Here is a 13835-nt window from a genome sequence, read left to right as displayed (position 1 = left end):
ACCTTTTTAAGATTAAAATCTATGCGTTTAAGCAGTTGATAAAATTAAGTATAAATAATTTTTAAATAAATAGCTTGCACACATTTTTAATTTAGGTTACCTTTCCTCTCTGGTTTAAATAAACCATCGCGGTTAACCTTTTTACCCTGATCCAGTAAGCCCCGCAAAACGTATATTTTAAAGCTAAGTTATCGTACGGCGAGAACCCCTATTAATACCTTGATGATTTTTTTATATCATCGCAAAAGTGTCATAAAGATCGTCAACACTGTAATGAAGCTAAACACAACATCGTTAATTTATTAACTGCATTTGGCTATAAAAAATAGCGCAGAGTAAATAACAAGAATAAAGTGAGTTTTATTATGTCTTATAAATACAATGGATCTATGATCCAAATTGCCCATCCGGTGCAATCAATTTCTGTAAACAAACAACGTGTTATTTTTAGTGATACGCAAGGTTTGAAAAACGCAATGTTTCAAAAAGCAAGCGAAGCACGCGAGTTTGTAAAATGGTTAAAAGCCAACTAAACATTGCGAGAAATTAACTGCCCAGACAGTTAGTGTTAAAAAAATGTGCCAGCTTTGTAGCTGGCATTTTACTTTGTTGCACTTAATTGACTACAATAGCAATAATTTCGTTGTTTTAGGTTGTTGTAGTAATGCTCCGTGCATTTTTGTGTATCACCTTTTATTTAAGTATTTCTTTACCGAGTTACGCCCATACTATTAACTGGCTAACGCACGACTTTGCGCCCTATTACATTTTAAATGGAAAATACCAACACCAGGGCCGTGATGAAAGCGTTATAACCTTACTTGAACAACAACTTCCTCACATCACGTTTAATCGCCTTGTTATCCCCTCTGGCAAAGTTACGCAAGAACTAGCCAATAAATCAGCCACACATTGCGCCCTATCACTTTATAAAAATACATTTAGAGAACAATTTATTCATTTTAGCGAACAAAGTTCAACTACTGGGCTCTCACCCTCTATTGCTATGCACAAAGGCTTGGCAGACTCGCTTGAAGTGCCTAGCGATAAAGCGGTGTCATTATATGATTTATTAGCAGAGAAAAAGCTCACGTTAGGTGTCTCTATGAACCGCTCATACGGCGAACAACTCGATAGTGTAATAAATAACACCCCCGATGTTGATATTGTTATTCGCCCAACACGAAATAGTTTAGCAAGCCTTACTTATATGCTTAATTTAAAGCGCTTAGATATTTTATTAGGCTACCCAAGTGAGCATCATTACTTAGCTAAATCTATGTACTTTGAAGAAAATCTCACTCAGCGAGCGATTGTTGAAGCGCCACCGTTGAGCTATGGCTATATTGGCTGCACTAAAAATGAACAAGGCGCTAAAAATATTCAACTATTAGGTGAACAATTAAAAAAAATTAAGCAAACCGAGCAATATCACAACGTAATGTTACGCTGGTTACCAGCGCATTTAAAACCCTTATTAGAATCAAGAATTCACGCTACAAAAAGCAAAAACGCCACGCCTAAATTATAATACCCCCTTAATCGGCCGGTTTTAAACTCATTTCGCCCTCAAAACCAGCACGGTAGCCGCCCCATAGACCTTGCCCTTAGCTACTTTACCTAATTCAAACGTAATGCGTTTAGTTACGCCACGTAAATTAAAGGCTGTTGGGTGTATCGGTGAGGTTTATATAAATTAGGCTATCAGGTGAGACCTGCAAACAGCTTATTAAACCTTCTTTTATAAGCTCAAGCATAGCAATAAAGCTCACCACTACACCGCTTCGGCCTTCACTAAGAGTGAATAAATCGCTAAACGGCAGTGCTTTTTTAGCGTTACTCAGCTGGGCTAAAATTTGGCTCATCCGCTCCCGTGTAGAGAGTACTTCGGCTGTTACTTGGTGATGCTCAAATGTTTTGGCGCGCCCCATCACGTCGCTCAGTGCTAACATTAAATCTTTTAATTCAAGCTCTGGCAGATTTTGAGCGGTATTTTCAATAACTGGCATAGTTGCATTAGCTACAAAAATATCACGGCCTACGCGGGGAATGGCATCTATATTTTCGGCTGCTTTTTTAAACTGCTCGTATTCTTTTAAACGCTTAATTAGTTCTGCGCGGGGGTCTTCCTCTTCTTCGAGCTCCTCGTGTACAGGCAATAACAGACGCGATTTTATTTGCGCCAATAACGCGGCCATTACTAAGTACTCACCGGCAAGCTCTAACTGAAACTCACTCATCATTTCTACATAACTGACATATTGCTCAGTAATACTAAAAATAGAGAGTTCGAGTACATCTAACTTATGCTTTTTTATCAGATACAACAGTAAATCAAGCGGGCCTTCAAAGGTTTCCAAAATAATTTCAAGTGCATCGGGCGGAATGTATAAATCTTCGGGTTTATCTACAACGGCTTTGCCATGCAAAAAAGCCAGTGGCAGCTTTTGCTGCACTGGCTCGCTTTGAGTATTATCAACGCTCGGTGTTGTATCACTCACACAGGTTACTCAAACGGACTGGTGTCGCCACAGCCTACACGCAAAATATGAATATCATCTTCTGATAGATCAATAACCGTGGTTGCTTGCTCTGCAAGGTGTCCGCCGTCAATAATTAAATCGACGTGTTTATCTAAACGCGTTAAAATTTCATCTGGATCTGATTCTGTAAACTCTTCTCCAGGTAAAATTAACGAGCACGACATTAACGGCTCCCCAAGCTCTGCAAGTAATGCACATGCAATAGGGTGTTCTATAACGCGCATACCAATGGTTTTTTTCTTATCGTTTAATAAACGCTTTGGCACCTCTTTTGTGCCTTTAAAAATAAAAGTGTATGGCCCTGGCGTATTATTTTTAATAAGCCTAAACATTTGGTTATCTACACGGGCATACGTTGCAAGCTCAGACAAATCACGGCATACCAGCGTAAAGTTATGGTGTTTTTCTATACCACGGATACGCTCTATACGCTCTTTTGCTTGCTTATTACCGAGGTTACACCCTATGGCATAGCCCGAATCTGTTGGGTAAACAACAACCCCGCCCTGTTTTATAATATCAACCGCTTGGCTGATCAATCGTGGCTGTGGGTTTGCTGGGTGAATATGAATTAATTGACTCATGATAATGCTCCTTCTTGCCCTTCCCACACTTGCCAAACCCCTTGGCAGTCTTTGGGTAAGTATAAGTTTTTACCTAGCTCTAAATAACTAGTTGGAAAATGAAAGTCAGAACCTTGCGAGCACAGTAAACCGTACTCTTGGCTCAGTTGCCCTAAAAATTGGCGTTCAGTGGGCGCTTGTTGCGGCTGCGCAACTTCCATCGCATCACCCCCGTCACTTTTGTATTGCACAAGTAACTTGCGTAACCATTTATTAGACATTTGATAACGCCCTGGGTGTGCAAGTACGGCCACTCCACCTGCAGCATGTATGGCACTAATGGCTGTTTGCATATCACACCAAGCACTAGGTACGTAACCTGTTTTACTGCGCCCTAAGTACTTTTTAAATACTCCAGGAAAATTTTTAGCCACCCCTCGCTCTATTAATGCTCGCGCAAAATGAGCTCGAGTAATTTGGGCGTTTTCTGCCAGCACTTTGGCTTGTTCATAAATGCCATCAAAGCCGTTTTTTGCCAGCCTTTTACCAATTTCAATCGCGCGCTCATCCCGCTTTTGCTGCTGCGCCAATAGTAACGATGTAAGGGCATTGTTATTTATATCAATATTTAGCCCGACAATATGTATTTCAAAGCTTTCCCACTTGGTAGAAATTTCTACGCCAGATATAAGCTTAACCGGTAGGTTTTGGGTTTCGATATACGCTTTTGCCGGCGCAATAGCAGCCACAGTGTCGTGATCGGTTATCGCAAACACATCAATGTTTTTTTCTACGGCACGGTTTAATAATTGCTCAACCGTTAACTGCCCGTCTGAATGTGTTGTATGGCTGTGTAAATCGTATTTTATCAAAAGGAAACTGCTTAAATTTAAGGGGAATGAATGTTTATATAAGTATAACAACTTTTTTGACTAAATTGTTTTAAATAAACACTTGACACAAAAGCGCTAAATACGTTTTACTGTAGCCACTTTAAGACACATTAAGAATTAAAAATAATGATCAATTCAATTCAACACACTATTTGGTGGTGGCACTCATAATTTTTGGGTGATGAATTGTCGTGTCTAGCAAAAATTCAAAACCCGCATTATGCGGGTTTTTTTATAACTAAATTTTACGTATTTAATTTTTTATTTTGAGGCAAAAAAACATGAATAACGGTCTTACTCTTACACATCGTTGGTGGTGGCGCCTGATATAGCGGGACGGTAATGATCTGTTTGTAATTTAGATATCGTTATTCAAACCCCGCACTGCCAAGGCATTGCGGGGTTTTATTTTTTGAGGGAATGAGGTTTGATTTTTAGTCATATAACTACCACACCAGGCGAAGTTACTAGCATAACGCAAGTACGCGACTACATTAGTAGCCCACTTGCACTTTATGCTGCACTTGATAAGCCTAACTCGCTACTGCTTGAATCAGCCGAAATTGATTCTAAAGACAGTGTTAAAAGCTTAATTTTAGTTGACTGTGCACTGCGCATTGTATGCCAAGGTAAAACCGTGACGCTAAGTGCTCAATCTAATAACGGAAAACAGTTACTGCCGTATTTAAGAGACAATGTACAAAGCTGCGATGCAACCTTAACCGACACCAGCCTAACCCTTGTTTACAAAGGCTGCTCAAACAACATTGACGAGGCAAGTAAACTGGTTGCCGACAATGCATTTAGCGCGTTACGCACCTGTATAAACAGTATCAAAAGCACCACCGAAAACCCGTTTTCGGTATTTTTAGGAGGCGTATTTGCCTACGATATGGTGGCTAATTTTGAGCAGCTAAGCGACGTACCCGATGGCGAAAACACTTGTCCAGACTACGTTTTTTACTTAGCCGAAACCTTAGTGGTTATCGATCATCAAAAGCAAACTACTGAGCTTATTGGTAATGTATTTAATGGCCCAGACGTACACGCTAATTGTTTTGAGGTAGGTAAAGAACTTGAACGGTTAAATGCCTTATGCGACAAAGCTGAAGAATTTAGCGCCCCTATGCAAACAGGTACCTGCGATGTAAATGTTGATATAAGCGATGAAACTTACTGCGAACAAGTAGTTAAGCTTAAAAAGAACATAGTTGATGGTGACATTTTTCAGGTTGTGCCTTCGCGTACATTTTCACTGCCCTGCCCTGATTCGTTGCACGCATATAGCCAGCTTAAAAAGCAAAATCCAAGCCCTTATATGTTTTATATGCGCGATGAAGAATTTGCTTTATTTGGTGCCTCTCCTGAGTCGGCGCTTAAGTACGAAGTAAATAGCAAACAAGTTGAAGTTTACCCTATTGCCGGTACTCGTCCACGCGGAAAATTTGCCAATGGGGCAATCAACCCAGATTTAGACAGCCGTATTGAACTTGAACTAAGAAACGATCAAAAAGAGCGTGCTGAACATTTAATGTTGGTTGATTTAGCCCGTAACGATGTGGCACGCATAAGTGTAGCCGGCACGCGCCATGCAAAAGAGCTATTAAAAGTAGACCGCTATTCACAAGTCATGCACTTGGTTTCTCGCGTTGTGGGCACATTAAAGCCAGAACTTGATGCATTGCACGCTTACCAAGCATGTATGAACATGGGCACGCTGGTAGGCGCTCCTAAGGTGCGCGCTGCCGAACTTGTACGCCAAACCGAAGGCAAACGCCGTGGCAGCTACGGTGGCGCAGTAGGTTATTTAACCGGCGATGGTGCAATGGATAGCTGCATTGTTATTCGCTCAGCGTTTGTAAAAAATAATACCGCCTATGTACAAGCAGGTGCTGGCGTTGTGTACGACTCTGATCCGCAAGCCGAAGCGAACGAAACCCGCGCTAAAGCCCAAGCGGTGATCACCGCCATAAAATCAACTTATAAGGCGGTATAAAATGAGTACAGCAAACCCAATGAAAATATACTTTTTAGATAACTTTGATTCGTTTAGCTACAACCTGGTTGATGAACTGTCCATGCTGGGCTGTGAGCTTGTGGTATACAGAAATAATATAAGCGCAGAGGTTATTTTTAATAAAATGCGCCAAGAGAAAGGCCAAGTATTATTAGTGCTTTCGCCAGGACCTGGTGCACCCAGTGACGCAGGTTGCTTAATGGAATTAATCGAACTGGCTAAAGGCCACTTCCCTATGCTGGGCATTTGCCTAGGGCAACAGGCACTTACACAAAGTTACGGTGGAGTAATCGGCCACGCGGGCGAAACCGTACATGGTAAGTCATCAATCATTAATTTAAACCCGCATCCGGTGTTTGAAGGAATGGGCAATACCATGCCTGTAGCGCGATACCATTCATTAATGGCAACCAAAGTACCTGAAAATATAAAGGTAATTGCACAATTTGACGATATTCCTATGGCCATATATCACCACGACGATAAAGCATTAGGTTATCAATTTCATCCTGAGTCAATACTGACGCCAAATGGTGCAATGCTACTTCAACAAAGCGTTGCGTACTTAACGCGCACCAACTAATAGAGGACATTATGAGTACACAAACACAAGAGACCATAAATGTTCAATACGCTATTGAGCAACTTATTCAAGGCAAGTCGTTAAACTATGCCCAGTCAAACGCATTATTTAACCAAATAATGCAAGGTAACATGAGCGAAATAGAGCTCACTGCATTGTTAATTAGCCTTAAAATGAAAGGCGAAGTAAGCGATGAAATTGCCGGTGCAGCTGCGTCAATGCGCCAAAACGCAGTGGCGTTTAAAACCTCAAGTACGCAACTTGCCGATAGCTGTGGCACCGGGGGCGATGGCTCAAACACAATTAATATTAGTACTACCGCGGCTATTGTTGCCGCTGCCGCGGGTATTAATATGGTAAAACATGGTAATCGTAGCGTATCGAGTAACTCGGGCTCTGCTGATTTATTAAAAGGATTGGGTATTAATATTGATATGAGCCCAGCACAGGCAGCACACTGCCTTGAGCAAACACATTTTACTTTTTTGTTTGCCCCGCATTATCACAGTGGTGTACGCCATGCGATGGGCGTACGCACTGCACTGAAAACACGGACTATTTTTAATATTTTGGGCCCACTTGCTAACCCAGCTGCACCACACGTGCAATTACTGGGTGTTTACGATGAGTCTTTATGTATGCCAATGGCACAAACACTTAAAACATTAGGCACTCAGCGCGCAATGATAGTGCATGGTTCTGGCACTGACGAAATAGCCCTGCACGGCCCAACCAATGTAGTTGAGCTAAACAATGGCGAAATAACCCAGTACACATTAAACCCAAGCGACTTTGACCTTGCAAACTATTCACTTGAACAACTAGCCGGTGAAGGCCCACAATACAACGCAAATGCAAGCCTTGCTATTTTACAAGGTAAAGGCAGTGATGCGCACAATGCTGCAATCGTAGTCAATGTGGCTGCACTTTTATACCTAAGCGGTAAAGTACAGTCATTAAAAGAAGGCGCACAACAGGTACACACATTACTCAGTTCAGGCAAAGCCATGAACACATTAAATGCAATTATTGAGGTAAGTCATGGCTAATGTATTAGACAAAATTGTTGCTGATAAAAAACAAGAGCTAATAGAGCGCAAAGCCACGCGCCCTCTAGAGAGCTTTAAACACCTAGCAGTGCCAACTAGTCGCAGCTTTTATGAAGCGCTGGCAAAGCCGGGAACACAATTTATTTTAGAATGTAAAAAGGCATCGCCTTCAAAGGGGCTAATAAGAGAGCCGTTTGATTTAACAGAGATCACCTCTGTTTATAAAAAATACGCCACCTGCATGAGCGTACTGACTGATGCTAAATACTTTCAAGGTAGCTTTGATTATTTAGAGTTTGTACGTAGCCAAGTAGAGCAACCTCTTATTTGTAAAGACTTTTTTATAGACGAATACCAAGTTTACATGGCACGTATTTATGGCGGCGATGCTATTTTATTAATGCTCTCAGTGCTTGATGATGAGCAATATAAAGCACTACATGCAGTCGCCGACTCGCTTAAGATGTCGGTATTAACCGAGGTCAGTAACGAAGAAGAAGTGCACCGCGCCCTGGCACTTGATGCACAAATTATTGGTATTAATAACCGCAACCTTCGTGATTTAAGCACGGATTTAGCCACCACCGAAAAATTACGTAAACTCATCCCTGCAGATAAAGTGGTTATTTCAGAATCAGGCATTTATACCCACCAAGATGTTAAACGTTTAGCGCCGTTATGCGATGGCTTTTTAATTGGCAGTTCTTTAATGGCTGAGGCCGATTTAGAACAAGCCTGCAAAAAAGTGATTTTAGGTGATAACAAAGTGTGCGGTTTAACCCGAGCACAAGACGTACAAGCAGCTTATAACAATGGCGCGCTCTACGGTGGACTCATTTTTTACCCTAAATCGCCTCGTTATGTTGATTTAGATTGTGCGATTGAATTAAGCCAAAGTGCACCACTTAAATTTGTGGGCGTGTTTGTTAATGCAAGCCCGCAGCAAGTGGTACAATACGCGCATGAACTAAAACTGGCCGCAGTACAATTACACGGTCAAGAAAGTGACGATTACATTGCAGCACTGCGTACACAGTTACCTAAAGGGTGTGAAATTTGGAAAGCACAGGCAATTAAAGATACATTGCCAACCCCCGTAAAAGGCGTAGACCGCCATCTATACGATACACACAGCGATACACAAGCCGGTGGGACAGGTAAAGCATTTGATTGGGCGGTACTGCAAGATGCAACAACCCCCTTTATGCTAGCGGGTGGCTTAAATCCAGACAATATAAAAAACGCACTTTCTCAAGGTGCCCTGGGCCTTGATCTAAATTCAGGCGTTGAAGAATCTGCGGGTAAAAAGTGCCCTATCAAATTACAAAATGCTTTTACAAGCATCAGAAATTATTGAGGTTATAATGCAAAATCCAGCTTATTTTGGCGAGTTTGGCGGTATGTTTGTACCTGAGCTACTTGTCCCTGCGCTTAAGCAGTTAGAAAACGAATTTAACAAAGCACAAAAAGACCCTGAGTTTCAGGCTGAGTTTACAAAGCTATTAAACGAGTATGCCGGTCGCCCTACGCCGCTCACATTAACGCGTAATTTAATTAAAAACCCTAAAGTAAAGCTTTACCTTAAACGTGAAGATTTACTGCACGGCGGCGCACACAAAACCAACCAAGTACTTGGTCAAGCGTTGCTGACTAAACGCATGGGCAAAAAAGAGGTTATTGCCGAAACGGGTGCCGGCCAACACGGCGTGGCAACAGCGCTTGCCTGTGCATTACTTGGCTTAAAATGCCGCATTTATATGGGTGCTAAAGATGTTGAGCGCCAACAGCCTAACGTATTTAGAATGAAACTAATGGGCGCAGAGGTTATCTCGGTAACAGCCGGCTCTGGCACATTAAAAGATGCAGTAAACGAAGCACTACGCGACTGGTCTGCAAACTACCAAGACGCTCATTACTTACTTGGTACCGCAGCGGGCCCTCACCCATTCCCAACAATTGTACGAGAGTATCAAAAAGTGATTGGTGAAGAAGCTAAACAACAAGTACTAAAAGCAGAAGGACGCTTACCAGATGCCGTACTTGCATGTGTTGGCGGTGGCTCTAACGCTATTGGTATGTTTACTGACTTTATTGACGAGCCAAGTGTCAAACTCATCGGTGTGGAGCCTGCAGGTAAAGGGTTAGATACCCACGAGCACGGCGCTACAATTTGTAAAGGCACTAAAGGTATATTACACGGCACCTATACGTACATTATGCAAAATAATGATGGTCAAATAGAAGAGTCATACTCAGTATCTGCCGGTCTTGATTACCCAGCAGTTGGCCCACAGCATGCGTTTTTACACGAAACGGGTCGTGCTCAATATGTCGGTATTACCGATACAGAAGCCCTTGATGCGTTCCAAGCACTTGCTAAAAACGAAGGCATTATTCCAGCTCTTGAATCAAGCCATGCCCTTGCTTATGCGCTTAAATACGCCGAAGAGCAAACAGAAGAAAGCATTTTAGTGGTTAACTTAAGTGGCCGTGGCGATAAAGATTTAACCCACGTACACAGTGTTTTATCACAAGGAGGTCAACTATGAGCCAGTTAAATACAGATCGTTACGGTAAAACTTTTGCTGCACTTAATGAGCAAAAACAAGGTGCATTTGTGCCATTTGTGACCATTGGCGACCCAGGTAAAGAGCAAAGTATTGCCATTATAAAAAGCTTAATTGATGGCGGCGCGGATGCACTGGAGCTAGGTATTCCGTTTTCGGACCCAATAGCCGATGGCCCCGTTATTCAAGCTGCGAATATTCGTGCGCTCGATGTAAACATTAACACGCAAGATTGCTTTGATATTATTAAAGAAATACGCGATTACAATGCAGATATTCCAATTGGCTTATTATTGTATTCAAACCTTGTGTTTAAACGCGGTTTAGAAACATTTTATAAAGATGCTAAAGCGGCGGGCGTAGACTCTATTTTAGTTGCTGATGTACCACTGCATGAGTCTAAAATGTTTAGAAAAGCAGCCATGGCAAACGGTGTAGACCCAATATTTATTGCCACACCCAATGCCGATGACGATACTCTGCGCCAATGTGCATCTTACGGCCGTGGCTACACGTATTTATTATCGCGTGCGGGTGTTACCGGCACTGATACTAAAGCGCAAATGCCAGCGGGTAACATAGTAACTAAATTAAAAGAATACCATGCAGCCCCTGCTTTATTAGGCTTTGGTATTTCTACTCCCGATGATGTAAAAGCCGCCCTAAATGCCGGTGCAGCTGGTGCTATTTCAGGCTCAGCCGTTGTTAAAATTATTGAAGCAAACCTTAATGATTTAGACGCGATGACAACGCAGTTAAAAGCGTTTGTAGCTGATATGAAAGCGGCCACCGCACTGTAAAAGCTTAAAATTTACGCATTAAAAAAGGGCATTTTAAATGCCCTTTTTTATTAAGCTCTACACTTAGTGAGCTTGATGCTTACCTTCTAAAATTTCTTCAATAAATTTTGCATTAAATGCTTCTAAATCTGCAGGACTGCGGCTTGTTACTAAACCTTGGTCTACACTCACCTCTTCATCAACCCAGTTTGCACCAGCATTGATTAAATCACTTTTAATGCTCGGGAATGATGTAACAGTACGGTCGCGTAGTTTATTAATTTCGGCAAGTAACCAAGGAGCATGGCAAATAGCTGCAACGGGTTTGTTTTTCTCAGCGCCAAAAAAACCATCTATAAACGCTTTTGCGTGCTTATCTTGGCGTAACGTATCTGGGTTAAATAAACCACCTGGCAGCATAAGCGCATCGTAATCGCTGGCACTGGCATTTGTAACAAGTTTATCTACGCTTACTTTGTCGCCCCATTTATCTTCATCCCAGCCGGTAATTTCACCCTCTTTTACCGACACAATATCGATATCGGCGCCGGCATTGAGTAAAGCATCACGTGGAGATAATAGCTCACTTTGCTCAAAGCCATCGGTGGCTAAAATAGCAATTTTTTTGCCTTGTAAACGAGTGCTTGTTTGTAATGTAGACATATAGATCTCCTTATTGCGTTTAATAAAATGTTTCAATCTCCCTATTAAAAGCATAACCGATGCCAAATTTAACCTATTGAAAATAAAGATGAATATAAATTAAAGCTATCAAAGCTATGTAAATCATTTAGAGGGTTTGAACAATCTACATAGCTTAATTTAAAGTGCGTATTAAAAACCAGCACACAAGCTTTGCTTATAAGATGAAGTAGTTAGGCATTAACTAAAAACTGGGTATTTATTTTCTAGACGCCCCCTATTAGAGGGGGGCGCCGAACTATAACTTTGTGATTAATAGCGCTAACTAAACCTAAAAAGGTAACTGGGCTATTCGCTGCAATTAGTTGAAGGAACTAGTCGCTGGTACTGATCACTGGTACCGGTCAATACAGGTTGCTATTTAAAGGAGATCTTTTAATGCTTTGGCAGGTTTAAATACGGGTTTGTTAGCGCCTTCTATTTCAATGCTTTCGCCTGTTTGCGGGTTACGCCCAGTGCGCGCTGGGTAGTAGCTTAAAGCGAATGTACCAAATCCATTAATTTGCACTTGGTCGCCTTCAGATAACGATTTAGTAATTACTTTTTGTAAGCTAGTAAGGGCTGCTTGTGTGTCTTTTTTTGTTAGTTCACTGCGTTTTGCTATTTGGGCAACAAGTTGTGCTTTGTTCATTGTAGGCTCCTAAATGCACACTTAATCAGTGTTGGTTAAGCGTGGGAATATGATGATGGATAATTAAAGCCACGCAGGCTAAGGCTTACAGGGCAACAAGTCAACCTTGTAGTTGCCTAGTATTATGTGGTAAAAACTTCCCTGACTTCTTTTTGTATAATTTAGGTAGTATATGCACGCATTGATTGAATACATCCCGCTAATATTATTTTTTGCGGTATTTAAATTAGTTGATATTTACTGGGCAACAGGCCTTTTAATGGTCACTACGCTTATTCAAGTTGCGTATAGCTACTTTAAGCACGGCCATGTACCTGCCCGCCAATGGCTATTTTTTGCTATTGCAGCGGTGTTTGGCACATTAACCTTAGTACTCCACGATGAGCAGTATATAAAATGGAAAGCCACGTTAATTTATGCCGGCTTAAGCCTTACCTTATTAATTAGCCGTTACGTACTGAATAAAAATCTTGTTAAAAAAGCCCTTAGCTCAATCCTTGAAAACGCCAACGACTCTAAACAGGCGATTGAAGTACCTGAGCCGGTGTGGAATAAGCTTAACTTAATGTGGGTTGCCATTACCGCAGGTATTGCAGTGCTGAATATTTACATTGCGTATAATTTCTCACTCGATTTTTGGGTTAACTTTAAAGTGTTTGGCTTAATGGCCATTACCTTTGTGAGTATTTTGATCACTATTTTTGCTTTGTATAAATACTTCCCTGATGAAGAAGAACCCGCAAAGTAAAACACCTTCGTCATAAAAATGTCGTCTTTGCTTGATAGCGTGTAAAAAAAATCAATCAGAGACGACCTTGAACGCCAATCAATACCGCTGGTTTGAATTTACCCTAATATTTGTTTTATTGCCTTTAATAGGCTTTACCCTTCGTAGTTACCTAGCTAACTGGCTAATACCCGCACTGATTGTTTTAATGAGTGTGTGCTGCATGTTATTACTGAACGACCCTCACTTTAAGCGATTTAGACTCACAAGCCTGGGGCAATTTTCTGCGGTAAAGCGACGTTTATTTAGTTTCTTTTTTTTAGGAGCGCTTTTTTCAGGGGTGTTTTACGGCATTATTCATCAAGAAAACTGGTTTAGCATGCCGCTGCACTCATTTTATAACTGGTTACTTTTACTGCTTCTATACCCGCTGCTGTCGGTATTACCACAAGAGCTAATTTTCAGGACCTACTTTTTTCATCGCTATAAACGCATTATGCCCAAAAAAAGAGTGCGTATAGTGGTAAGCGCAACGGTGTTTGCCCTTGCCCATATTATGTATGCCAATTGGGTGGCTGTAGGCTTAGCATTTTTAGGCGGGTTATTATTTTCGTTTACTTACGCGCAAAGCCGCTCAACCATAGTGTGTGTAATTGAGCATAGCTTATGGGGATTGTGGATGTTTACACTGGGGATTGGCACTTCATTAGACTCAGGAGCTATCAGCTAACAAGCTAAGCCGCTATTTTAAACACAAAAAAGCCGCGTTAATACGCGGCTT

General features: G+C 41.5%; 15 protein-coding genes. 10 read left to right on the top strand and 5 right to left on the bottom strand.

Annotation, left to right across the window (positions count from 1 at the left end):
• Positions 1-365 precede the first annotated feature (365 nt).
• Positions 366-533, top strand: a complete 168-nt coding sequence (locus CWC17_RS19355; RefSeq protein ID WP_024033460.1) for a hypothetical protein — start codon at positions 366-368, stop codon at positions 531-533.
• Between the two features lie 131 nt (positions 534-664).
• Positions 665-1531 carry a transporter substrate-binding domain-containing protein gene (locus CWC17_RS08840; protein WP_138541249.1) on the top strand — a complete coding sequence of 289 codons (867 nt, stop codon included), beginning with the start codon at positions 665-667 and terminating at the stop codon, positions 1529-1531.
• Between the two features lie 127 nt (positions 1532-1658).
• On the opposite strand, the gene CWC17_RS08835 is transcribed toward CWC17_RS08840, so the two are convergent.
• The 3 genes from CWC17_RS08835 to rnm are packed head-to-tail and all read right to left on the bottom strand — an operon-like array spanning position 1659 to position 3978.
• Complete coding sequence (locus tag CWC17_RS08835; protein WP_138541250.1) at positions 1659-2501, bottom strand: segregation and condensation protein A; 843 nt, start codon at positions 2499-2501, stop codon at positions 1659-1661.
• A 5-nt stretch (positions 2502-2506) separates the two neighbouring features.
• Positions 2507-3127: an L-threonylcarbamoyladenylate synthase gene (locus CWC17_RS08830; RefSeq protein WP_004586789.1), complete on the bottom strand. Its 621-nt coding sequence runs from the start codon at positions 3125-3127 to the stop codon at positions 2507-2509.
• Positions 3124-3978, bottom strand: coding sequence for an RNase RNM (rnm, locus tag CWC17_RS08825; RefSeq protein WP_138612637.1), 855 nt, complete (start codon positions 3976-3978; stop codon positions 3124-3126). The genes CWC17_RS08830 and rnm overlap by 4 nt, the downstream gene beginning before the upstream one ends.
• A 448-nt stretch (positions 3979-4426) precedes the next feature.
• Here rnm and CWC17_RS08820 point away from each other — a divergent pair, with 448 nt between their 5' ends.
• From CWC17_RS08820 to trpA, 6 genes are read left to right on the top strand one after another with little or no spacing between them, the layout of a single operon-like run.
• Positions 4427-5995 carry an anthranilate synthase component 1 gene (locus CWC17_RS08820; RefSeq protein ID WP_138541252.1) on the top strand — a complete coding sequence of 523 codons (1569 nt, stop codon included), beginning with the start codon at positions 4427-4429 and terminating at the stop codon, positions 5993-5995.
• Between the two features lies 1 nt (position 5996).
• A complete protein-coding gene (locus CWC17_RS08815) occupies positions 5997-6599 on the top strand; it encodes an aminodeoxychorismate/anthranilate synthase component II (RefSeq protein WP_138612636.1) in 603 nt (200 codons plus the stop codon).
• 11 nt (positions 6600-6610) lie between these two features.
• Positions 6611-7648 (top strand): anthranilate phosphoribosyltransferase, encoded by a 1038-nt coding sequence (trpD, locus tag CWC17_RS08810; RefSeq protein WP_138612635.1) that lies wholly within the window; start codon positions 6611-6613, stop codon positions 7646-7648.
• Positions 7641-9005, top strand: coding sequence for a bifunctional indole-3-glycerol-phosphate synthase TrpC/phosphoribosylanthranilate isomerase TrpF (gene trpCF, locus CWC17_RS08805; protein ID WP_138612634.1), 1365 nt, complete (start codon positions 7641-7643; stop codon positions 9003-9005). Before trpD ends, trpCF begins: the two co-directional genes overlap by 8 nt.
• A 7-nt stretch (positions 9006-9012) precedes the next feature.
• Entirely contained in the window at positions 9013-10197 is a 1185-nt protein-coding gene (gene trpB / locus CWC17_RS08800) for a tryptophan synthase subunit beta (RefSeq protein WP_138612633.1), read from the top strand.
• Complete coding sequence (gene trpA, locus CWC17_RS08795) at positions 10194-11015, top strand: tryptophan synthase subunit alpha (RefSeq protein ID WP_004586796.1); 822 nt, start codon at positions 10194-10196, stop codon at positions 11013-11015. Before trpB ends, trpA begins: the two co-directional genes overlap by 4 nt.
• A 63-nt stretch (positions 11016-11078) precedes the next feature.
• Here trpA and CWC17_RS08790 read toward each other — a convergent pair whose 3' ends face one another.
• Positions 11079-11657, bottom strand: a complete 579-nt coding sequence (locus CWC17_RS08790) for a type 1 glutamine amidotransferase domain-containing protein (RefSeq protein ID WP_004586797.1) — start codon at positions 11655-11657, stop codon at positions 11079-11081.
• A gap of 400 nt (positions 11658-12057) precedes the next feature.
• On the bottom strand, positions 12058-12327 hold the full coding sequence (locus CWC17_RS08785) for an HU family DNA-binding protein (protein WP_004586798.1): 270 nt from the start codon (positions 12325-12327) through the stop codon (positions 12058-12060).
• Positions 12328-12499: 172 nt separating this feature from the next.
• Between CWC17_RS08785 and CWC17_RS08780 the strand changes: the two genes are divergently transcribed.
• On the top strand, positions 12500-13075 hold the full coding sequence (locus tag CWC17_RS08780; protein WP_004586799.1) for an inner membrane-spanning protein YciB: 576 nt from the start codon (positions 12500-12502) through the stop codon (positions 13073-13075).
• A 67-nt stretch (positions 13076-13142) separates the two neighbouring features.
• Positions 13143-13784, top strand: a complete 642-nt coding sequence (locus CWC17_RS08775) for a CPBP family intramembrane glutamic endopeptidase (RefSeq protein ID WP_138612632.1) — start codon at positions 13143-13145, stop codon at positions 13782-13784.
• Positions 13785-13835 lie beyond the last annotated feature (51 nt).

Source organism: Pseudoalteromonas sp. S3785 (assembly GCF_005887365.1).
Lineage (GTDB): Bacteria > Pseudomonadota > Gammaproteobacteria > Enterobacterales > Alteromonadaceae > Pseudoalteromonas.
The sequence above is the reverse complement of the archived record's forward strand: the minus strand, read 5'-3'. Positions and strand labels throughout refer to the sequence as shown.

Coding starts and splice junctions, on each gene's coding strand:
- CWC17_RS19355 (WP_024033460.1), top strand. CDS start 366: ATGTCTTATAAATACAATGGATCTATGATCCAAATTGCCCATCCGGTG.
- CWC17_RS08840 (WP_138541249.1), top strand. CDS start 665: ATGCTCCGTGCATTTTTGTGTATCACCTTTTATTTAAGTATTTCTTTA.
- CWC17_RS08830 (WP_004586789.1), bottom strand. CDS start 3,127: ATGAGTCAATTAATTCATATTCACCCAGCAAACCCACAGCCACGATTG.
- CWC17_RS08815 (WP_138612636.1), top strand. CDS start 5,997: ATGAGTACAGCAAACCCAATGAAAATATACTTTTTAGATAACTTTGAT.
- trpD (WP_138612635.1), top strand. CDS start 6,611: ATGAGTACACAAACACAAGAGACCATAAATGTTCAATACGCTATTGAG.
- trpCF (WP_138612634.1), top strand. CDS start 7,641: ATGGCTAATGTATTAGACAAAATTGTTGCTGATAAAAAACAAGAGCTA.
- trpB (WP_138612633.1), top strand. CDS start 9,013: ATGCAAAATCCAGCTTATTTTGGCGAGTTTGGCGGTATGTTTGTACCT.
- trpA (WP_004586796.1), top strand. CDS start 10,194: ATGAGCCAGTTAAATACAGATCGTTACGGTAAAACTTTTGCTGCACTT.
- CWC17_RS08790 (WP_004586797.1), bottom strand. CDS start 11,657: ATGTCTACATTACAAACAAGCACTCGTTTACAAGGCAAAAAAATTGCT.
- CWC17_RS08785 (WP_004586798.1), bottom strand. CDS start 12,327: ATGAACAAAGCACAACTTGTTGCCCAAATAGCAAAACGCAGTGAACTA.
- CWC17_RS08780 (WP_004586799.1), top strand. CDS start 12,500: ATGCACGCATTGATTGAATACATCCCGCTAATATTATTTTTTGCGGTA.